A 21,584-nucleotide genomic window follows, 5' to 3' on the forward strand; every position below is an offset into this window, starting at 1 on the left:
ATTTTAGGCTACAAAGCCATTGTATTCGTTCATATATTCTTTTACAATAATACGGTTGATACGTCTTACATCGGTAGTATTAATATCTATTTGTTGCTCCTTTTTAAATTGGTTTACAACTAATCGCATTACCATTTTTTCTACATAGCTCTCATTCTCTAAGATTTTAGAATTTTGTGTTATCTCCTTATCTACCGCCGTCTTTAATCCTATTAAAGCATCAAATAATTTACGCTCATTATCTGTTAAAGGGTCTTTTTCCATTAATCGTTTATGAATGCGAGCATACTTGGCGTCATACTCATACTTAGCTCTAAGCAATTGGTTTTCACGCTCTAGCTTTTTAGCACTATCATATATGGCATTTAAAGCTTTGATGTTGGCTTCCATTTCTTCTTTGGTGACCTCACTAAGATTTTTCTTTTTAAAGAGTCGTTCTAATTCTTCCTTTAAAGAAATAAAGACCGGGTCTTTTTGGTCAAAGTTACCTCCTAGCATTTCACGAGTGCGCTGCAAAGTATTTTTCAACTCATCTGCCAGTACCATTTCTTCTTCCTTCACTTTTGTAAAGGCAAAAATAACATCTTCCAAAGCCGTGTTCAGAATATTGTCTGTACCTACATTATTTTCTAATGCCTCTCTTGTATTAATCAGCGCCAACCTATCATTAGTGAGCCTAGATAAAACCGCCAATTTTTTAAAATCTAGTTTCTCCAACAATTCAAAATTACCGGATAAACGAATTAAATTATATAACTCTTTAGCACTATTTGGCAATTTGGCGTATTTCCGTGCGTTCGTTTATTTCTGAAATTTGCTCCCCAAATACGGTAGCATTTTTGGTGTTGAACTTAAAAAGTACATCTTTAATACCCTCTATCTCTTCCTTAATCTCACTGGCCGATTTAAATAAATCTGTATAATGCTGCATCTCATCACCAAGTTCAGATTGCAGTTCATTAAAATAATCTTGGTTGGTCTTATCAAACTCTTTTTGAATATCGGCAAAGTCAACTACAAAACCATATTTATGGTTCTTATAGGTTCTATTGACACGCGTAAGGGTTTGCAATAAGTTATGCGACTTTATTTTACGACCTATATAAAGCTTCTTTAAACGTTTGGCATCAAAACCCGTTAAGAGCATGTTATAGACAAATAACAAATCTAATTTTCCAACTTTAAAATCGGACACCCAATCTCTACGTTCTTGTTTTGTTCCAACATCATACAAAATGGTCTGGGCTTTTTTCACATCACTAGCTTCCTTCTTTTTATCACCATATAATGCCCGTTCTTCAGCAGCCATGTCTAAAGAGGATTCTGTGCTTTCCGCATATTTATCCTCAAATATTTCGAGCATCATTTTAGCTTGGTCAGAAGAGTCACAAACCACCATACCGCCAATTGTATTGTCGTTCATGGCAATTCTAGCCTGTTCCATATCTTTTATGATATAGTCCAACATAGGCTCTACGAACTTATGGTGAGCGTAAACTTTATTCTTATCTGCATTCCCCTGAAGGATTTTAATCTCTTCTAAGGTCTGCTGTAAAGTCAACTTATAGTTGGTCTCTATCTCCTCCCTAATCAATCGTAGGGTGTACCCATCTTTAATAGAGAGGTTGTAGTAATATTTATGAATATAATCTCCAAAAAGGGTCTTAGAATTATATTCAGAACCCAATAATGGCGTACCTGTCAACCCTATTTTAATGGAATGGATATCTGCTAATTCTAAGTTAGCCAAGAAACTACCCTTAGGGTTATAGCTCCTATGAACTTCATCTAGAAAGAAAATGCGTTGAATACTTAAATTATAATCCGTGTTTTTGATGACATCCGGATCATCCTTAAACTTTTGAATATTCACTACCGTAATTTCCGCCTTCCCCGAATTGTTGTGAATTACTTCGGTTGACTTAATATCTTTAGTAAATGACTCTCTTGAATCTATTTTGTGAACCACTAGACCTCTAGCCGTAAACTCCCTAGATGCCTGAATCAGTAAATCTAACCGGTCTACAATAAAATAGAACTTTGGAATTATATTTTTCTTCTGATAATAATCAGTCAGGTGTTTTACATTAAAATACGCCAAAGCCGTTTTACCCGAGCCTTGCGTATGCCAGATGATACCTTTCTTAACCCCATTTTCTAGTTTGTTTTCTATAGCTTTTGTAGCAAAAAGCTGTGGATAACGCATTACATGCTTCTCCAACCCCTTTTCTTCCTCTACGTAGGCGAAAGCATATTGTAAAATAAATTTTAACCGGTCCTTCTGAAAAAGTGAAGTGGATATGGAGTTAGTGGATGTATTTGGTTTTTTATTGGATATATACTCGTTCGAGTTTTTTATGCTCAATAAGTTGGTATCCTTTAGCACAAAATTTTCAACCTCTTCATTTAAAGGGGCTAGTATAGTTTCTAGGTTAATGGTTTCTTCTTCCCTAAAATAATTAAAGATTGGTCTATGGTAATTAGTTGTGCTATAGAAAGCACCCTCTAACATTTGAGTATCCTCGTCGCTATATTTCATGTTATTAGAAAACACCATGAGTTGAGTGAGGTTGATGAATTTTCGAAACTTTTTGTTTTGAAAACGAGTTTTCATTCGTCTATGCTCCGCTAAAATACCGTCCCTATTATTTGGTTTTTTAACCTCAATGAATACTAAAGGCATCCCATTAATTAAAAGAATGATATCCGGCCTAAAAGACTCATCATCCTTTTGGTAAGGCAGTTCCGTTACTACATGAAAAGAATTGTTTTCTTCAAAATTTTCAAAATCAATTAGCTTAACGCCTGATTGGTCAATTAACTTATTATAGAAAGCACGACCTAAGTCTTCATTTTCTAAAGAAAGAGAAACTTCATCGTAGACTTTATCAATATCGCTTTCAGATAGACCAGGATTAATTTCACCTATTTGCTTTTGGAATATTGTGGTAAAAATATTAGTACTATGGTCCCATGAATCATGCTTCAATGATAGGTATTGATAACCTAATTGAACCAGATGTAATATAGAGGGTATTTTTACTCTAGAATCTTCGTTATGAATCATTAATGGTAACGGTAGGTTTGGAAAACTAAATATAAAACAATTATTCTTTTAAAGGTAATTCTGACACTAAAGAACCTATATAATTTGTGCAATTTAAAAGGAGTGTCTCTACATACATAACACTCCCAAAAACTTTAGTGACAGCCAGTGCTTATTCCATGCAACTTAGCGCCTTTATTCCGATTATTTTTACAGATTTCTGTAATGTAGACGAGAATCTTTTTAGCGCCTTAATTAAAAAAGAATACTAACTCAATTTTCTAAGATTCTCTCTTTCCTCTTTAGGGAGTTAAAGAAGAACTTTTCTTTCCCAAAAATCTATACCGTAAAAAGCGACGACTCTGAGAGACAATACATTTATCTATCATTTAGGCAGCCCGTCACCAAAAATTCAATTTTGCTGCAATAGCCTTGGACAACGAATTTTAAAACCAAACCACTTCCTTCTACAAACCTTCCGTTTTCAACGAAATAATATAAACGTCTGAAAAGCTAAAATACCCCTTCAGCTAATTGCAGAAGTGGCTTTCAAGAATATGTTTTCTTTTCAGAACGATACAGAACCATCCGCGACACAATTTTGATAGTATTCGCTTCAAAATTACCATAATCATATATTACTGATCATTAAATTTGTAAAGCATCAATATTTAACATTAAAAAGTACAGTTATGACAATCAAGCAAGTCGTATTAATAATCGCTTTAACATTCGCCTTTATAGGTCAGGCGCAATCTGAGATAGCATTTCCGATTGAGGTGGGCATGAAACCTGAGAGTATCACAAAAGGTTTCCACGACAATTATTATGTAACCGTAATGAACGCAAAAGAACCGGGCGATGGCGAATTGGTAGAGATATCCAAAAACGGCGTAAAGGTTTTTGCCAAAGGTTTTGATGAGCCCAAAGGAATTGTCTACTTAAATGGCAATCTGTATTTCTCTGATGTTACCCGTATTTGGAGAGTTGATAAAGAAGGGAACGCTAGCATTTTTGTAGATAAAGCAGATTTTCCAGAAACAGTTCTCTATTTAAACGATGTTTCATTAGATGGCAAAGAAAACGGGATGTATGTAGCCGATATGGGAGCTACCCAATATATGCGTGATGCTAATAATGATTTATGGCCGCTAGATAGCGAAGAAGCCGAGAAAGTTCCTGAGTTGGGACGTATTTACCATGTAGATTTGGAAGGGCATATTACCATAAAACAAGATACTTCACCTCTTATGCTAAACCCTAATGGCGTAGGAGTTGACAACGATGGAAACATTATGGTAGGTGCTTTTTTTAAGGGTAATTTTCTAGTTACTAAAAATGGTGAGCTTAGTCCGCTTAAAGGTGAATTTAGAGGAGCTGACGCCGTAGAACAAGATAGTAAGGGTAATTACTATGTAAGTAGTTGGGTGCATGGAAAAGTTTGGAAAATAGACCCCAAAACCGAAACGTCTACCGTTCTTATTGAAGGTCTAGAATCTGCTGCAGATTTTTATCTTGAGGAAGATAAAGACAGATTATTAGTGCCCGATATGATGGCAGGAAAAATATATGCGGTACCACTTAAAAACTAGTTTTAAAAAACTTAGTTCTACTAACTCATCCAAATTGCTTTAAACTGTTTACAGAGAAACCTGGATGAGTTAGAACACTACTTAATAACTTACTTTAGACTTATTGTCCAACTTTTCTTCCATAAGCGGGTACAAATCATAGGTAGGATAAAATTCGGTTTCGAACGCTTTCCAAGCCGTTTTTTCTATCGCCAAATTTACGTCCCTAAGTTTGGAAGCCGGCAACTCCAATACCACCATTTGCCCTATACCCATTACTACGTACCAATTAACGACCGAAACGCCTTCTGGAGGAAAACTTTTATAAAACCCCTGTTTGGTCCTGACGTCTTCAATCTCACTTAAATTCATTGACTGATCATGTTTTAAGAAAATGGTTAAAAGCATTTTCTCCGTGTCTGCTTCATCTCCATCTTTCTTTTCAGAAGATTGGGCATAGGTAAAGTTTGTTAGGCATAACATAGCCAATGCGGCAAAAAGGATATTTTTCATGAGTTGTATTTGTTTAAATGTTTATAATTAAAAATTCTTCTGTTTTACGATTTTTTAAATTGATTCTTTTGTGAATTTTGGCTTTTTGTCTCCCCCTTACAAAAGCAGATAATTTGATTCCATTATTGATAAGGGAGCTACTTATTCTTCAAAGTTAAATGTTACGCTTTCCCTATTCTATAATAAATTATGCATTGTATAGCATCAATGTGGCATTCCTTCTTATTTGCAAGTGTATGCCCTGCCTCAATCGAATTTATCAATCCACATATCAATGTGTATAGGCAATCCAATTCTAATGACTTATCAGCTAGCTTCCGTTAAACAGAATTGTCCATTTGCAACACCAGTTGCAATCATAGCTTCAAGGTTTATAGTCATAGACAAGCAACTCTTTTAAATTTACTACCATAAGATTTAAAGGATGAATTACATTTTTAGTTTACATCGGTTTACCCATAAAACCATACTACTGCTTTTTATAATAGGAACAAATGCTGTGTTCTCACAAATGCCTATTTCAAAACAATCGGAAAGGTTGCAGCAGTATGTAGGGTTTTGGGTTAGTTCCATTGATTATAAAACGGATAGTGTGGCCAACGCGCCTCTAATTAAAATGAACAACTATCCTAAAATAGATAACACCGCAATGTCTGTTGATGTATTTCAAAAGGATGGGGAAACCTACAACCATACCTTAACAGAGCTAATTGGGCACGACGCAAAGACCGATTCAATTTTTGCTTTGGGTAAAAGTGCGCAAGGTGATATGTTCTTGGGTAAAGGTGGATTTACCAGCGAAACAGACTGGATAATGAAAGACCGAGACTTTACCGGCAAAGAAACCATGACGGTTACCTTTGATTTTAAGAATCAAACCGATGTTCTTTTAAAGGGCGTAAACCCACAGAACGAAATTCTTTGGCAAACCCGCTATATAAAGAAAAATCCAAAAGATAAAAATATAGGCATCCAACTGGTTTCTGTTCATGAACAAATGCAAAAAAATCCTGAAGAGACTTTGAAGTACCTTGATAGAATGGGCTATAGTTATATTGAAACCTTTGTTTATAAAGACCGCTCTTTTTATGGATTAACCCCTTTAGATTTTAAAAAATTGGTAGAAGATAATAACTTGAAATTTACGGGGTCGATGACCTTTTACAACCTCCCTTCCGATGACAAACAAGCTTGGAAAAAAGCGATGCAATGGTGGCGAGAATGCATAGAAGACCACAAACAAGCAGGTGTTGAATACCTAACGATATCAAACAATCAAATTAAAGAAATTACTACCCTTGCCGAACTGAAAAGGTATGCTGAGTATTACAATGCCATTGGAAAACTTTGTATGCAAAGAGGGATTAGATTTGCCTACCACAATCACTCCGATGAATTTAAGACCATAGAGAACCAGGTGGTTTATGACTACTTCTTAGAAAATACCAATCCGGAATACGTTAGTTTCCAAGCCGATTTGTATTGGATGCATTTTTCAAAAGTTGACCCAATTGATTACTTCAAAAAATACAAGAACAGGTTTATAAGCTGGCACGTAAAAGATTACGAAGAACTGGGCCAGAGCGGCAAAATGGACTTTGAGCTCTACTTTACATACGCAGAAACCGCAGGCCTCAAATATATTGTGGCAGAAGTAGAAGCCTATAATTATCCTGTATGGTATAGCATTAATTCTGCATGGAACTATCTATACTTTAAAATTTTATAGTTATTCACTCTCAACACGTAAATCTTATGAAATCTAGAATTTTACAATTAACATGTTTTATCATTATAACTTTTAACCATATGGCTTTTGCCCAAGACCAATTTAAGGTGTTGTTATTCACCGTACAAGACACCTGGCATTATGAATGCATTCCCAATGCAGTGGATGGTTTTCATAAAATGGCAGCAGAACATCAGTTTAAGTTTGATTGGACGCAAAGTCCCGAAGACCTTGCCAAAAAATTACCATCTTACGATGTGGTTGTATTTTTAAATGCGAATGCCGATAATTTAACCAACGAACAGCTCGAAGTCCTAAAAGCACACATCAACAGCGGTAAAGGTTTTGTGGGAGTACATTCCACTTCCGATAGTGAGGTTAGAAATCCTTGGTTCGATAATCTTATAGGCGGAGTTTTTAAAGACCACCCCCAATTTCAAGCAGCGGTACTAACCAATCATGATGCAAATTTTCCATCCAATCTACACCTACCAGAAAAATGGTTGTGGAGTGAGGAATGGTACAATTTTGAACTCTTAAAATCAGAAGATATTACCGTGCTTCTTTCCGTAGACGAAAACACGTATGATTATAAGAAAGGGTATGATGAAATTCCACTTAAAGGTATGGGCGAAAATCACCCTATAGCATGGTATCAATTATACGAAGGAGGACGTTCTTTCTATACCACCCTTGGCCATAAACCAGAAGCTTTTCAAAATCAGACGTATTTAGACCATTTATTTGGTGGTATCTATTGGGCGGCTAAAGGCGAGGTAAAACAATAATAGTATTGACTAATTACAGAACGATTTTTCTCTTTTGCCACAGGCTTTCATTTACTTAATTTCACTTCATACATTCAAAGGGTAGGTATATCATTATTTTGGTATACCTACCCTATTTTATTATTGGCATTCGCTTTTAATGATTTTTTTGTAGACAAACTATCATAGATAATTATTACATTGTTAAAACGTATCTTATCTTTAACTGCAGACAACCTATGTTGTAAATCAGTAAAGCATAAATTAGAGTTTAATTACTAAAAAATTATAGGAAATGAATATTATTTCTTGGAATGTAAATGGCATTAGAGCTATTACTAAAAAGGATTTTTTTAAAGATATTGAGACTTTAGACCCGGACATTCTTTGTCTACAAGAAACAAAAGCTCAAGATAACGAAGTTGAAAAAACCTTGACCACTTTAACCGAGAAGTACCATATATCCTATAATTCCGCAGAGAAAAAAGGATACTCCGGTACCGCCATACTTTCTAAAACAGCGCCAATTTCCATTACTAAAGATATGGGTATTGAAGCGCATGATAATGAAGGAAGAGTGCTCTGTGCAGAATTTGAAAATTTCTATTTAGTAAATGTATACACCCCTAATTCTGGACAAGGATTAAAGCGATTGGATTACAGAAAAACATGGGATGACGATTTTTTAGACTATATAAAAAACCTAGAAAAAAATAAACCGGTTATTACTTGTGGGGATTTTAATGTTGCTCACCAAGCTATAGATTTAAAAAACGATAAATCTAATTACGACAAAACTGCCGGGTATACTCAAGTTGAAATAGATGGAATGACGCATATTATTAATGCTGGTTTTGTAGACTCCTTTAGATACCTGCATCCAGACGAAATAGCGTATAGCTTTTGGAGTTATCGTTTTAAATCTAGAGAACGAAATACGGGTTGGAGAATTGATTATTTCTTGTTGAGTACTGCTTTAAAAGACAAAATAAAGGCTGCAGCAATTCTTACCGATTATTACGGATCTGACCACTGCCCTATTCGCTTAGAAATTGAATCATGATATAAATGAATACTTACATTTTTTCGTAACGCCCTGTTTTTTCGGTCAATTCAATTCTGTACACAACACCTTGCATTGCTTCAACAGTGTTTTTGTGTGAATCCCTTAAAGAGTGACTAATGGTAGTTTCGCCCGTTATAAAAGGCAGTACCCTGTCCATTAATATATTCATGCCTTCTTTTCGTTGTTCCGAAGTTTTAAGCTCTTCAAATTTACCCCATGCAATAACACTTCGCCAATTGCTCATATTTTCCAAGTCATCAACCTCAAAACAAACCATAGGATTTTTTCGCATCATATCAATTTTCATCCCTTCCTTTGTGTGACCGTATATATACTTTCCATCATAAGCAAAAGTTACGGGAACTATATATGTTCTATTGTCTGCATGGCAACCAATTCTGCCAACGATTAAACTGTACAATACATTCTCAATTTGTCTACTGTTTAAGTTGCCTAACATGGTGCGTATTTTATTAGAAAATGATGATTCACTAACAAAATAAAGCTGAAAAAATAAATTATGAAATGACTTGGATCAGTTTAATTTTTAAATTTTGTCTTGTTGGGTGGTAGATACTATTTTACTGATTACTTCATCTAATTCCTTAGCGGAATCCATTATATATTTTAAAACTTGCTCCTTCTCATCGGCGGTTTGGTCTTTGGCATTTAGCAAATCTATTAACCCCATTATACTTGTAAGAGGTGCTCGGACCCTATGCGATTGCGTCCAAGCAATTTTCTTAAGCTTTTTGTTCTGCTTTTCAATAGCCTGAGTATGCTTATAACGCTCGGTAATATCTGTTGCTAAGGCAACTTTTACTACTTTCCCTTTATAAGATAGAATGTTAGTTCGGATTTCAACAACAATCTCCTTTCCATTCTTTTTTTTATGAATAAACTCGCCGTGATAATAAGATTCTCCCTTTTGTTGCGAATGATTTGATGGAGCTTCAAGCTTGGGTATTTCAGATTCTGGCCTAATATCTCTCAAGTCCATGTCCATAAACTCATCGTAAGAATAGCCATAGTGCTTAATGGCAGCTCTATTAACATCAAGAAATTCTAAAGTTATGATGTCATACACCCACATTGGCTGTGGGCTAAGATGAAATATATCTGAATAGCGTTGCTCAGACTCTTCTAGAGCTTTTTGAGATTTAACGCGGGCGGTTATATCAAGACCTATACATTGTATTTCCGTAGGGACTCCCTCTTTATCTACAGTACACACAAAATCCCAAAGCGTGGTAACCATTTTGCCATCACTACCGGGCTTATCAAGTTCTATTTTAAAAACCTTTCCGGGCTCCGCAATACAATGGCCTACTACATCGTGTGTTTTTTGATGATGATAATCAACAATTGAAGACAAACAGTTTTTACCTAGTATTTCTTCATCAGGATAAAGCCAACCAAATTCCTCAACAAACTTTTTATTTACGTAGGTGTAGTTTCCATCCATATTGGTCCTAACCACATAGTTCGTCTGCGAATCGTATAAAAGCCTGTAATAGTCTTCACTCTTTTTTAGCTTTTCTTCTGTAAGTACCCGTTCAGTTACATCTCTAGAATTAGCTACCAAACCACCTACGACAGGATTATCAATCAGGTTTGTAACAATAGTTTCAATCCATCGCCATGAACCGTCTCCATGTTTAAATCTGTAGGGTCTAAAAGTGAATTGTTTTTCATTTTTTAAACGTAAAAGACCCTCTTGAATAAATTTCTTGTCTTCAGGGTGTATGAATTCAAATGCATTTTTACCTATAAAATCTTCTGGGGGAATGTCTAATATTTTTATAGAAGTAGGACTGGCATATTGGTAATTTCCTTCAAGGTCTATGATAACAATTAAATCAGACCCATTCTGTACGAGCCCTTTAAATCGTTTTTCGCTTTGTTCAATTACTAGTTCATTTTCTTTTTCTTTCGTGATGTCTGTATGTGTTCCTACCATAAGTAACGGTTGCCCATCTTTAGACCAACTAATGACCTGGCCTCTATCGTGAATCCACACAGCATGACCTTTTTTATGTAGAAAGCGAAAATCACCCACGTAGAAGTCAGCTTTTTTCTCAAAACATGCAGCATTCATTTTATTAACAGAGGGAATATCTTCTGGAAATACCATCTTGTGAATACTCTTAGAATTTATTGGTTGTAACTCATCAACTGTATAACCTAACATACTGGCCCACTGTTCATTTATAGTAACCATGTCTGTAGCAAGATTCCATTCCCAAGTGCCCACTTGCGTAGCCTTAATAATATTTTCTAAGCGATCAGATTCAACAGCATGGTTTTTCGCCATTTCTTTGATCTTAACCCTATTGTTATGAAGCTCGAACATATTTACCACCTGATTGGACAATGATAGTAGCGCGTCTATTTGTTTTTGTTCCAGCTTCTGCGGCTTCGTATCAGTAACGCAAAGCGTACCCAATACACTACCGGTCTTGTTTATTAAAGGCATTCCCGCATAAAAAACGATACTAGGTGCACCTGTAACTAAAGAATTATTCTTGAAGCGCACATCTTTTCGCGCATCTTCCACAATGAAAATTTCTTGAGGAACTTTAATTGCATGAACACAAAATGATTGATGAAGAGGTGTTTGGATATCCGTAACTATAAAAGACAATGAAATAGGAGTGTCGCATATGAAAGCTGTTAGATTGCATATATCATCGAATTCTTTTTTGGTAGAGGTATCCAAAAGATTTATGGCTTTTAGATCTTTGAGCTTGCTGCCTTCAAGATTATCTAACATAACTTAGTTTTTGATGAGATTAGGGGATTATAGAAAGGTAGAAAAATAAAGTATGGTTTACAAGTAGTAATTCATTGTAGATACAATCTCATGATTTGAAAGAAGAATCTATGGCAAGCTTGCTATTTACAAGAGAAGGTTGGTTTTTAATAACAATAGACGAAACTACTTTTTAGGTTTTATATTGCCTCCGTTATACTGATGAATATTCCAGAACAGAAATTGGGTTTACTACTATAAAAAGATTAGGAGTATAATCCCTATTAGTAACCAATTGCCATTATTATATATAAGATTTTAGGAAAAATGACACATATTGCTTCAGTTTTTATATAAACGAGCCTTATTAAATTATATTTGAAAAAATAAAAGTTGTTCGTCTATAGAGACAAGTAGTAATTTCACTACGATTATCAAATTTATTAATTAGGAATACCATGGAAAACAATAAGATTGCTGGAAAAAATGTTCTCATCACCGCTGGCGCTCAAGGAATTGGAGAATCAATCACTAAACACTTTATTGATAGCGGAGCCAATGTTGCCATTCACTATTTTTCTAGCGCTGATACCGCAAACCAATTGGTAGAATATGCCACCAGCAAAGGACAAAAAGCAATTGCTATTGGTGGTGACCTAACCAAGGAAGCCGATGCAAATGCAATGGTTCAAAAAACGGCAGAAGCGTTTGGTGGTCTGGATATATTAATTAACAACGCAGGTTCTCTTGTTGCACGCAGAATGTTGAGCGAAATGGAGGCTGAATTTTGGCACAAGGTAATGGACATTAACCTTACCTCTATGATGTTTGTGACGAAAGCCGCAGCTCCTTATTTAGCTAAAAATGACAATAGTAGTATTGTAAACTTAGCATCACTAGCCGGACGTAAAGGTGGGCACCCAGGGTCATTAGCCTACTCTACCAGTAAAGGAGCTATCCTAACATTCACAAGAGCATTATCTGCAGAATTAGGACCTCAGGGTACTAGAGTAAATGCTGTCTCTCCAGGTCTTATCCTTGGTACTTCTTTTCATAATACACATACAACAAAAGAATCTGCGGCAGAAACAACGGCCGGTATTCCAATACAACGTGCAGGTAATGCAGCAGACGTAGCCCGTGCAGTTTTGTATCTGGCATCTGAATACGACGGTTTTATTACTGGTGCAACACTAGATATTAATGGTGGTGTTTACAATATGTAGGTACTTATTACATATAATATGATTGTTCGTTAAGAACTATAAAAACACTAGGAGCCGAATAGCACCTAGTGTTTTGTTTTAACCCTTTTTTTAAAAATAAATTTATGCTAAAGACTCCGGTAATACACCCAACAATTATGGAAGCGCTTGCGCGTTCTGGTCATTTTGCACAAGTTGTCATTGCAGATGGTAATTTACCCGTTGGCGCTATGACAGGGCCTAACTCCACCACCGTACATCTTAACTTTCGTCCAGGACTTTTAGATGCGCTTACCGTGCTTGAAGGTATACTAGAAGTTTGCCCAGTACAAGGTGCAATTGTTATGGAAAAGCCTGCAGAAGCTAATGCAGAGATACATGACGCCTATAAAAAATTATTGGGAGATGTAACCTGGGATGAGATGGAACGTTGGGCTTTCTATGACAAAATTAGAGACCCTAACACTACCCTAATTATCCAAACGGGAGAACAGCGCCGTTTCGCTAATTTAATCCTAACCGTTGGTGTAGTGAAAATGGCCGAAGAAAGTGGTTTTTAAGGGTTTGAAGTTCGTTAACAGAAAGTTGAGTTTAGTGTTTTTGATTTAATTTAAAAACGAAAATAAAAGTTTTGGCTAAGTGACTGATTGAAAGTTAACTATTAATTTCCGTACTAACCACTGCCAAGATGCTAGCCATCATTACTAAGGCAATTAATTTACAACGGTGATTTTTGATTAGAAACAGTTAATTATGAACAACAAAAGAAATATTAAAATTCTAATACTACTTGGTCTATTGGGTTCTGTACTAGTTGGTATTGGCGAATATTTATTGCACTTTTTACCTGGAGGTCCAGAAGGTGAAGTAAGTATGTTAGAGCACGTACCTTTAAAGCGAGCAAGTATAGGACATTTTTTTGCAGTATTTGGAGCTCCTTTATATTTTGCTGGTTATTATGGGCTTAGAGATTTTTTTAAAAAATCTAATGAAACCTTAGCTAACCTGCTTATGATATTAGGTGTTTTAGCATTTTTTATTGGTGGTATTTGGATATCCTCTAGATATTTTGCTGCTGAAGTATTACAGCGAAGTCAAGGTACTGCTGACTATGCCTTTTACCTTCAATCTTATGAAGATCATTATCAGGTTTTAGTCTGGGCTTTAAGAATAATAATAGCCCTTTTATCTGTGGTATATGTATTACTGATTATGAAAAACAAACAGGGGTTGCCTAAATGGTTGGCTATATTTAACCCTCTAGTACTTTTGATAATCATAATTTCTTCTTTGGTCTGGCTTAAGCCTTTAGGTATTCACATTGCGCCTATAGCTATGAACGTAACCCATTGTATTTTCTTTAGCATTCTACTATTTCAACTTAAAAAACAAACCAATTAATATGAAGATTTTAAAGTATTTATTTTTTAGCGTTTTAGGGCTAATTCTGTTAATCATATTGTTTGTGCTTTTTCGTTTTGGAATGGATGGCAATAACCCTTATAATAATGAGATTGATGATAATTTAATTCCCACATTTAGTGAAGCCTCTATTGAGTTTATACAACAACACAACGGAGAAGAATCTCTTCCTGTAATAGCTTCTGCTTTAATAGATATTGATAATGACGGTGTAGATGAATTGTTTTTAGGTGGTGGGTATAATCAACAAGATGAACTTTTTAAATACAAAGACGGTTCTTTTACCTCCATTTCAAAAAGTGTGAATCTTAAAGAAAAAGAAAACCTTACCACCTTAGGCTCTGCTTCTGCTGATTTTGACAATAATGGCTTTTCAGACTTAATCATTTCTCGTGAAGACGGTATAACCATATACTATAATACTGACGGAAAATTTACACCTAAAAAGGTAGACTACCCTTTAGCGGATAACGCTTCTCCACTTGGATTTGCATTAGGAGATGTAAACAAAGATGGGAATATTGATATTTTTATCTCAAACTATATCCGTAAAAAACAAATGGTAGGCCAAAACAACTTCAGTAAAACATATGGCCCAATAAGTCAATTATTATTTAATAATGGAGACAACACCTTTAAAGACATTACAAAGGAATCTGGCTTAACATACCAGCACAATACCTTTATGGGAATTTTTGTAGATATTGATAATGACTCTTGGCTTGATTTGGTTGTTGCTCATGATACTGGTGAAGTAAGAACGTACAAGAATAATGGTGACACGACTTTTACTATGAAACCTAACCCAACTACAGACAAATACGGCTACCCCATGGGAATTGCGGTAGGAGATTATAATAATGATGGTAATGTTGATTTTATGTTTTCTAATACTGGTTCAACAGCTCCTCATTTTTTAGCAAGAGGCACGGTAGATGAAAGTGATTTTGATTCTGATTGGATATTCTTTGAAAATAAAGGAAACTTTATTTTTGAAAATGTAGCCAAGAAGATTGAGGTAAGTGATTATGAATTTTCTTGGGGAGCAGCAATGGCTGATATGAATAACGATGGCTTTCAAGAACTGATTGTTGCGGAGAATTACGTAGAATTCCCGCCACATAAACTTTTTAAATTACCTGGCCGTTTTCTTACCCAAAAAGCCGGCCATACTTTTGTAGCTACAGAAAGTAAGAGTGGTGTTGTAAATAAAAACTTTGGAATTACACCACTGGTTAGTGATTTTAACTTAGATGGGTACCTAGATTTAGTATGGGTAAATATAGCTTCACCCACAAAAGTATTTATGAATACTGGTGGTAAAAACAACTATATTAAATTGCGATTTGCAGAAAACGCTAAGAACATAGGAGCAAAAGTTATAGTAACTACCAACTCAGGGAAGATCCTTACTGAAGATTATATCATAGGAGAAGGATTAGTGTCCGATCAATCAGCAAGTGTACATTTTGGTTTAGGAAAGGAGCAGATTAAAAATATCCAAATAAGATATATAAATGGTGAAACGCAAAATTTAGAAGATTTTAAAATTAACACAACAACTCTTGTTCCCGAGATTATAGTAAAGGAGACCACAGATGTCCAGTAAAACAATTAGTATACTTATTACGCTTGTTTTCAGTTTTGGAATCTATGGAGCTGGCGGGTTAGTCAATAAAGAGTACATGCTAAAGCAGGTATGCCCACAAATTTTGGGCATACCTGCTTGTTATATTATTATGGCATGTTTAATTATTCCACTTATAGCACATCTATTCAAGTTAAGTAATTATGTATATTTTATTGGAACAGGTATTGCTTTAACAATTGCAACTTATGGCACTATATCTCAATTAATTGGCATTGCAGATTGCCCCAAAACCAGTAACGGCATACCCATGTGCTATATATCTTTCCTTATATTTTTGACTTTAGTTGTTTTAAAATGGATTAGTGTTAAAACAACGGATGCCTAACAAAGCCTTTGGTCAAAACGGGCTTTGAAACTTAAACTAAAGTTTACACCTATTCACTACTTTGAATACAATGTTCTATAATTCTAAAATCGATTTTATTAAATCGTTATTTAAAATATCATTAATAATTTTTGATGATTGTAAAGGTGTTTGTGCAGGATGACTTTGAAATACTTTTTTATTCAGTTCATCTACCGTATTAGTAAATGTAATAGCTTTCTTTTTTGAGATTTCACTAATTTTAGATGTATGCCTCGTATTGAATTTTAAATTATCAGGATCTACTTTTCCTTCACTTATATAACCTCTTGTTTTTTTGGAACATCTACAAGGGTTATCAGAATTAACCAATCCACATCTCTTGTTCATCCAATTATAAAGTTCTTTTCGAGTTCTGGTTAGTTTAACTCTAAAATTACCTGGTGTAATTCCTAAAATTTCTCCTCCAAGAATATGCCCTATTTCAAACATTTCTCCTAGAATATAAATCATTCTTTGTTCTTTTGATAAACAAAGTAACATACCTGTGGTACAATTAATTCTAATCTCTTCAATAGTGTCTTTAAGCTCCTTTTCTTCCTGCTCGTTTAAATCGGAACTAGGAACGTTGTCTATAGTATTAAAATAGTTTTCAAAGCTTACAAACCTCAATTTTGAGCTTTGCTTTTTACTATTAATAAAATGATTAACCGTAATTCTATATAACCATGTAGTGAATTTACTTTCGCTTTTAAATTTTGATAAAGCTGTAATTATTTTTATAAAAACTTCTTGCGTTAAATCTTCTGCATCCTCAACATTACCTACCATTTTAAGGGCTAGGTTATATACAAAAAGTTGATGACGAATAATAAGAGTCTGAAGTGCTTTCTTATCACCATCTATTGATAATGTAACCAATTTAGAGTCATCAAAGTCTGTATAATTATCTGAAAGTAAATCTGTCATCTCATTAAAATTTTTAAAAGCCTCATTCTTAAATGTATTAAAATGAGGCTAATGAATAGTATTATATAGAGTTAATTCCTCCATGTACAGGAATCTCTTCACCAATTATATATGAAGAATCGTCTGAAGCCAAAAACAATACTGCTTTTGCTACTTCTTCAGGATTTCCAAAACGTTTTAATGCCGTTTGTGCTGTAATAGCTTCTGCTGCACCGGCAAGTACATCATCTGGCAAACCAATTTTACCCCAAAATGGTGTTCCTATTGGACCAGGGCTTACTGCGTTTACGCGTATTCCTCTGTCTGCAAGTTCTGCAGAAGCAACACGAACTAATGATCTTAAAGCTGCTTTACTAGCACTTAATAAACTACTCCCACCAAAACCAACTTCGTTTAAATAAGACGTAGTTATAATTACGGAAGCATTATCATTTAAATTTTTAATTCCTTTTTGTAATGTAAAAAATGACCCTTTAAAGTTAACATCCATCATGTCATCAAAAAATGCCTCATCTGTATCTGCTACAGGGGCTAATTTTCCTTTTCCTACATTAATGAATAATGTATCAACTCTTCCAAATTTAGATTTGGTTTCTGCAAATAACCTTTCTAAATCAGCATGCTTTGTAACATCTCCTTTTACAGCATGGCTATTAGACCCTAATTGTTTTACCGCAGCATCTAAAGCTTCTTGACCTCTACTAAAAAGAACCACTTTTGCTCCGTTATTAATAAATTCTTGAGCTGTTGCTAAACCAATACCACTTGCACCTCCTGTAATAACGGCTACTTTACCTTCTAATTTTCCCATTGCTTTATTTTTTTTTAATAAGTTGAACATAATTTCATTGTTATATCTATTACTAGGACAATGAAAAAGAAGAGGTGTTACAAAACTAGATGAAAACAGAAACGCATTAAAGCACGGTGCATGATTAATTAACTGGTTCTATACTACTTATAAAACTACAGTAGATTTCCTATTGGGTTTTCTTTACTGAGTTCGTTGCTTAACAATAGAAAAACCATTGAGGATATGCCACAACTCTACCCCTGGTTCTTTTGCTTTTGCCAACTTTACTACCTACTTTAGATAACTATACACAACTGGGTATATATTCCGGAAATCACAGTAATATTATACTCTGCAGGCTGTGTCTTTCGTGAGATATACCTGGGCTGTTGCCCAGTAATAGAAATAGAATGCAAAAAATAAGTATACAGGGAATAAAATTCGACGAAAAATCTTCTTATCAAAAAGGACCTAAACTAGCTCCGCCAATAATTAGAGAAGCTTTGAATTGTGGTTCTGCAAATATGTATGCAGAAAACTTAGTCAGCATAGAAAATTCAGCAATTGATGATAAAGGTGATTTTGACATAGCTGAATACTTTGATATTGAGCGAATAACGAAAAAACACCTTAATTCTGGTGCTAAGATTTTAACTCTTGGTGGGGACCATTCCATAACATTCCCTATAATTAAAGCTCATAACGAGAAATACCCCAAATTGGACATTCTTCATATTGATGCACACTGTGATTTATATGACCATTTTGAAGGAGATAAGTATTCTCATGCTTGTCCTTTTGCAAGAATTATGGAAAATGGATTTGCTGTTAAATTAGTTCAAGTTGGAATTAGAACATTAAATACACATCAGGCCCAACAGGCCGATAAATTTAATGTTGAAATACATCAAATGAAGGATTTGGATTTAAGCCAAATTCCAAAATTTAAAAACCCTTTATATATCTCTTTGGACATGGATGGTTTTGACCCAGCATTTGCTCCTGGAGTTTCTCATCATGAACCCGGAGGATTAACTTCTAGAGAAGTAATAAACTTAATTCAAAACATTGATTCTGAAGTCATCGGAGCCGATATTGTTGAGTACAACCCAAATAGAGATTTTCAAAATATGACAGCCTTTTTAGCAGCTAAAATGATGAAAGAAATATTAGCGAAAATGCTATAAATAATCACCCATTTTTTAAATACAATAGGCGGAGTTTTAATTTTCTAATTCTAACAAAGCTACAGACTGCAATGCATCTCTAATAACGCTGCTCCAGATGGTATACCCTTCTTTGTTAAGATGTAATCCATCTGACAAATATAGTTCCGGTATGGGCCTGTTATCACTGCTGATCATATGGCTAAACACATTTATATACTGTGCATTTAAATCGGAAATTATATATTTTGACAGTAACAAATTAGTTTCTATAATCAACGGAATCATCTGCTCCCGCTCAACGCTTGGTTTTAAACTTATCAAGGCCAAAGCTACGTCTGGATATTTGGCTTTAATCATGCCCACTAATTCGTGACAATCTGCCAATACTTCTTGCGGAGTCCTTCCTTGATTCAAATCATTCTCACCTGCGTAAAGAACTAATTTATAAGGGTTTACCTCTTCAAATATTTCATCAAAATAATGAATACACCAAGCAAATGTAGAACCTCCAAAACCAAGATTTACAGTATTAAAAGGGAGCAAATCTCTTTGCATATGTACCCATAAACGCACTGAAGAACTTCCATAAATTGCAATGAGATTTTCTTGGGTCTTCAATTTTGTTACCCTTCTTTTTAATCTTTTAATTTCATTGGACCACATTGCAGGCGGCTCTTCCTTATTGACCTTCCCGCCTGGAGATACAAATAACTCCTCTGCCCTATTTCTTGCTTTTTGAACATCAATTTTATATTGCGCTTGATACTCTAGCACAAACGCATAAATATCATCGTTCTTTTTTGATGCTACCTTTTCACTTAATAAAAACGGCTCCCCTATTTTACAATAAAATAAAGACCGTCCTATTCTATCATCAAAATTTACCATGACTATAGGCACTATAAGCGGTTCTTTTTCCTGACCTGCAGCCAATTTAAAAGCTCCCATTCTAAAGGGGCCAGGAGATTCCTCGGTTCTATAAGAGGTTCCTTCTGGGCTAATAATTAGATTATAATTGTTGCTTAAGTGTATAGAAGCTTCTTCATAAAATATGTTTCGCGCTTGTTCCATATGTTCAGATGACGTAAGCTCGGAATCTTTGGTAAACACATTAATGTGGCCCAAATTGTCATAATAATTTTGGTGACCATATTCTTGCCCTCTACCAATACGGACGGTTCTAATACCAGGTTTTCCATATTTTTCATGCAGGACCTTCGCACTTATAAAATGCGAATCCAATGTAATTTGAAAGCTATTATTTAACGTATAGTGTGTATCATTAACCAAGTGGTTATAGGTGAAAATATGGCCTGTAGTCTCGGGTAAATTTTCCCATCCCTCAATTATATAAGGTACATTTTCAAAAACTTCGTTAGTTAATTCGGCACAAATTTTTCGATTCAAATCAAGGTCTGTGGTATCCCTTTCCGTAACATTTGAATAGATTTTCTGCAATCCGTTTATAAAATTACACTCCTTCTGATCTTCCGTCAACAATTCTAAACTTAAAGATGCAATATGTCTTTCTAAAGCACTACCATCATCTAATAAAGAAGTTAATGCATCATAAGCCAGTTTTTTAGTGTTATTACTTTTTAAAAGATGAGATACTTGGTGCAAAGGAGATGAAACAGATAAGCGTGATTCATTGTTCTTAATTAGCTGAAATACCGCCTGAAGATTATGTTTACCAAGTAAGCCCACATACCTTATGAATGCAGCGTTTAGTTGGTTACCCATAAGCCATATTAAACGTTGAAAAAAATGACCTTCAAACTGATCATCTTTTTGAAACAACCCCATTAAGTCGTGGTCATGAATAAAATAGGCAGAAGTTCTGGTTCGGGTAATTGCAGAGCAGCTATCCTTCTGTTTTAACAGACAAGACCAACCAAACACAAATCCTGAATTCTTAATGGAACGTTGTTTAATTTCAATTGAATTCTCGATCCGCTTTATTGCCACTTCGCCATCAATCAAAATAAACAACCCATTACTAGAGCCATCTTGAACATATAAAACTTCATCTGCTTCATATTCTCTTCGTTCTGCAAAAGATGCCATGGCAGACAATTGTTTCTCCTCAAAACAATCTAAAAAGGGAGAACGTCTCATAAGAGAAACAATTTGTTCCTTTTCTGCTACTGGTGAAATATGAAATTTCCGGTCTTCCACAAAAGGCTGAAACCGAACCGGATTTAATAATTCCGATTGCTTTAATAATGCCGTGTGTAAAAGGTGATATAATTTTGAGCCTATATTTTTAAGTAGCAAATTTTGGTGTCCTTCTTGCAAATACGTTTCAATTTGCTCAAAAGGAATTTCAAAGAATACCGCTTTTTGAGAAGCTACCAACACTTTGTAAACATAGCGTTTTGCAGTAGTAAACCCATTAAGTCCTAAAGTAGAAAATGGCTCCGAGTTCTGACAAACCAGCACATCTTTATCAGGATTTTCAATAGAAATATAATACGCTATGCTGCCCTCTAAAAGCCACCTAAACGTTCTTACCTTCTTATGAATAAAGCATATGGTATGACCCTTTTCATAATTTTGAATTTTTCCATTTGGAAATTTTTCCTGCAGTTGTGAAATACTGATTTCTTCTTTCAAAAAACGATGAT

General features: G+C 34.9%; 18 protein-coding genes. 10 read left to right on the forward strand and 8 right to left on the reverse strand.

The features are described 5' to 3' along the window. Window positions 1-3 precede the first annotated feature (3 nt). Together HW347_RS20635 and HW347_RS06010 are read right to left on the reverse strand one after the other, a co-directional pair. Window positions 4-777 carry a hypothetical protein gene (locus HW347_RS20635; RefSeq protein ID WP_225901832.1) on the reverse strand — a complete coding sequence of 258 codons (774 nt, stop codon included), beginning with the start codon at window positions 775-777 and terminating at the stop codon, window positions 4-6. Continuing rightward, complete coding sequence (locus HW347_RS06010) at window positions 767-3,067, reverse strand: type I restriction endonuclease subunit R (protein ID WP_225901833.1); 2,301 nt, start codon at window positions 3,065-3,067, stop codon at window positions 767-769. The genes HW347_RS20635 and HW347_RS06010 overlap by 11 nt, the downstream gene beginning before the upstream one ends. A gap of 671 nt (window positions 3,068-3,738) precedes the next feature. Here HW347_RS06010 and HW347_RS06015 point away from each other — a divergent pair. Then, the gene (locus HW347_RS06015) at window positions 3,739-4,638 is read left to right on the forward strand and encodes an SMP-30/gluconolactonase/LRE family protein (RefSeq protein ID WP_214611014.1); all 900 of its coding nucleotides are present in this window, start codon (window positions 3,739-3,741) and stop codon (window positions 4,636-4,638) included. A gap of 81 nt (window positions 4,639-4,719) precedes the next feature. Here HW347_RS06015 and HW347_RS06020 read toward each other — a convergent pair whose 3' ends face one another. Next, complete coding sequence (locus tag HW347_RS06020) at window positions 4,720-5,130, reverse strand: hypothetical protein (protein ID WP_214611015.1); 411 nt, start codon at window positions 5,128-5,130, stop codon at window positions 4,720-4,722. Window positions 5,131-5,554: 424 nt separating this feature from the next. On the opposite strand from HW347_RS06020, the gene HW347_RS06025 reads away from it, so the two are divergent. From HW347_RS06025 to HW347_RS06035, 3 genes are all read left to right on the forward strand, one after another. After that, a complete protein-coding gene (locus tag HW347_RS06025; protein WP_214611016.1) occupies window positions 5,555-6,859 on the forward strand; it encodes a sugar phosphate isomerase/epimerase family protein in 1,305 nt (434 codons plus the stop codon). Window positions 6,860-6,885: 26 nt separating this feature from the next. Then, on the forward strand, window positions 6,886-7,647 hold the full coding sequence (locus HW347_RS06030) for a ThuA domain-containing protein (RefSeq protein WP_214611017.1): 762 nt from the start codon (window positions 6,886-6,888) through the stop codon (window positions 7,645-7,647). 274 nt (window positions 7,648-7,921) lie between these two features. Beyond that, window positions 7,922-8,689 carry an exodeoxyribonuclease III gene (locus tag HW347_RS06035; RefSeq protein WP_214611018.1) on the forward strand — a complete coding sequence of 256 codons (768 nt, stop codon included), beginning with the start codon at window positions 7,922-7,924 and terminating at the stop codon, window positions 8,687-8,689. A 13-nt stretch (window positions 8,690-8,702) separates the two neighbouring features. Here the strand turns inward: HW347_RS06035 and HW347_RS06040 are convergent, their stop codons facing one another. Next, on the reverse strand, window positions 8,703-9,152 hold the full coding sequence (locus tag HW347_RS06040) for a pyridoxamine 5'-phosphate oxidase family protein (protein WP_214611019.1): 450 nt from the start codon (window positions 9,150-9,152) through the stop codon (window positions 8,703-8,705). An 87-nt stretch (window positions 9,153-9,239) separates the two neighbouring features. Further along, the gene (locus tag HW347_RS06045; RefSeq protein ID WP_214611020.1) at window positions 9,240-11,465 is read right to left on the reverse strand and encodes a PAS domain S-box protein; all 2,226 of its coding nucleotides are present in this window, start codon (window positions 11,463-11,465) and stop codon (window positions 9,240-9,242) included. 437 nt (window positions 11,466-11,902) lie between these two features. Between HW347_RS06045 and HW347_RS06050 the strand changes: the two genes are divergently transcribed. From HW347_RS06050 to HW347_RS06070, 5 genes are all read left to right on the forward strand, one after another. Next, complete coding sequence (locus HW347_RS06050; protein WP_214611021.1) at window positions 11,903-12,670, forward strand: SDR family NAD(P)-dependent oxidoreductase; 768 nt, start codon at window positions 11,903-11,905, stop codon at window positions 12,668-12,670. A gap of 104 nt (window positions 12,671-12,774) precedes the next feature. Beyond that, entirely contained in the window at window positions 12,775-13,209 is a 435-nt protein-coding gene (locus HW347_RS06055) for an RbsD/FucU family protein (protein WP_214611022.1), read from the forward strand. A gap of 193 nt (window positions 13,210-13,402) precedes the next feature. Further along, entirely contained in the window at window positions 13,403-14,050 is a 648-nt protein-coding gene (locus tag HW347_RS06060) for a DUF6796 family protein (protein WP_214611023.1), read from the forward strand. Between the two features lies 1 nt (window position 14,051). Beyond that, on the forward strand, window positions 14,052-15,680 hold the full coding sequence (locus HW347_RS06065) for a CRTAC1 family protein (RefSeq protein WP_214611024.1): 1,629 nt from the start codon (window positions 14,052-14,054) through the stop codon (window positions 15,678-15,680). After that, window positions 15,670-16,047 carry a hypothetical protein gene (locus HW347_RS06070; RefSeq protein WP_214611025.1) on the forward strand — a complete coding sequence of 126 codons (378 nt, stop codon included), beginning with the start codon at window positions 15,670-15,672 and terminating at the stop codon, window positions 16,045-16,047. Before HW347_RS06065 ends, HW347_RS06070 begins: the two co-directional genes overlap by 11 nt. A gap of 75 nt (window positions 16,048-16,122) precedes the next feature. On the opposite strand, the gene HW347_RS06075 is transcribed toward HW347_RS06070, so the two are convergent. Both HW347_RS06075 and HW347_RS06080 read right to left on the reverse strand, forming a co-directional pair. Next, window positions 16,123-16,995: an RNA polymerase sigma factor gene (locus tag HW347_RS06075; protein ID WP_214611026.1), complete on the reverse strand. Its 873-nt coding sequence runs from the start codon at window positions 16,993-16,995 to the stop codon at window positions 16,123-16,125. Between the two features lie 61 nt (window positions 16,996-17,056). Next, window positions 17,057-17,806 (reverse strand): SDR family oxidoreductase, encoded by a 750-nt coding sequence (locus tag HW347_RS06080; RefSeq protein ID WP_214611027.1) that lies wholly within the window; start codon window positions 17,804-17,806, stop codon window positions 17,057-17,059. A gap of 392 nt (window positions 17,807-18,198) precedes the next feature. On the opposite strand from HW347_RS06080, the gene speB reads away from it, so the two are divergent. Further along, window positions 18,199-18,975, forward strand: coding sequence for an agmatinase (gene speB / locus HW347_RS06085; protein WP_214611028.1), 777 nt, complete (start codon window positions 18,199-18,201; stop codon window positions 18,973-18,975). Between the two features lie 36 nt (window positions 18,976-19,011). Here the strand turns inward: speB and HW347_RS06090 are convergent, their stop codons facing one another. Beyond that, complete coding sequence (locus HW347_RS06090; protein WP_214611029.1) at window positions 19,012-21,573, reverse strand: cyclic nucleotide-binding domain-containing protein; 2,562 nt, start codon at window positions 21,571-21,573, stop codon at window positions 19,012-19,014. Window positions 21,574-21,584 lie beyond the last annotated feature (11 nt).

The sequence above is a fragment of the Zobellia barbeyronii genome, assembly GCF_018603515.1.
Lineage (GTDB): Bacteria > Bacteroidota > Bacteroidia > Flavobacteriales > Flavobacteriaceae > Zobellia > Zobellia barbeyronii.

Coding starts and splice junctions, on each gene's coding strand:
- HW347_RS06010 (WP_225901833.1), bottom strand. CDS start 3,067: ATGATTCATAACGAAGATTCTAGAGTAAAAATACCCTCTATATTACAT.
- HW347_RS06015 (WP_214611014.1), top strand. CDS start 3,739: ATGACAATCAAGCAAGTCGTATTAATAATCGCTTTAACATTCGCCTTT.
- HW347_RS06020 (WP_214611015.1), bottom strand. CDS start 5,130: ATGAAAAATATCCTTTTTGCCGCATTGGCTATGTTATGCCTAACAAAC.
- HW347_RS06025 (WP_214611016.1), top strand. CDS start 5,555: ATGAATTACATTTTTAGTTTACATCGGTTTACCCATAAAACCATACTA.
- HW347_RS06030 (WP_214611017.1), top strand. CDS start 6,886: ATGAAATCTAGAATTTTACAATTAACATGTTTTATCATTATAACTTTT.
- HW347_RS06035 (WP_214611018.1), top strand. CDS start 7,922: ATGAATATTATTTCTTGGAATGTAAATGGCATTAGAGCTATTACTAAA.
- HW347_RS06040 (WP_214611019.1), bottom strand. CDS start 9,152: ATGTTAGGCAACTTAAACAGTAGACAAATTGAGAATGTATTGTACAGT.
- HW347_RS06045 (WP_214611020.1), bottom strand. CDS start 11,465: ATGTTAGATAATCTTGAAGGCAGCAAGCTCAAAGATCTAAAAGCCATA.
- HW347_RS06050 (WP_214611021.1), top strand. CDS start 11,903: ATGGAAAACAATAAGATTGCTGGAAAAAATGTTCTCATCACCGCTGGC.
- HW347_RS06055 (WP_214611022.1), top strand. CDS start 12,775: ATGCTAAAGACTCCGGTAATACACCCAACAATTATGGAAGCGCTTGCG.
- HW347_RS06060 (WP_214611023.1), top strand. CDS start 13,403: ATGAACAACAAAAGAAATATTAAAATTCTAATACTACTTGGTCTATTG.
- HW347_RS06065 (WP_214611024.1), top strand. CDS start 14,052: ATGAAGATTTTAAAGTATTTATTTTTTAGCGTTTTAGGGCTAATTCTG.
- HW347_RS06070 (WP_214611025.1), top strand. CDS start 15,670: ATGTCCAGTAAAACAATTAGTATACTTATTACGCTTGTTTTCAGTTTT.
- HW347_RS06075 (WP_214611026.1), bottom strand. CDS start 16,995: ATGACAGATTTACTTTCAGATAATTATACAGACTTTGATGACTCTAAA.
- HW347_RS06080 (WP_214611027.1), bottom strand. CDS start 17,806: ATGGGAAAATTAGAAGGTAAAGTAGCCGTTATTACAGGAGGTGCAAGT.
- speB (WP_214611028.1), top strand. CDS start 18,199: ATGCAAAAAATAAGTATACAGGGAATAAAATTCGACGAAAAATCTTCT.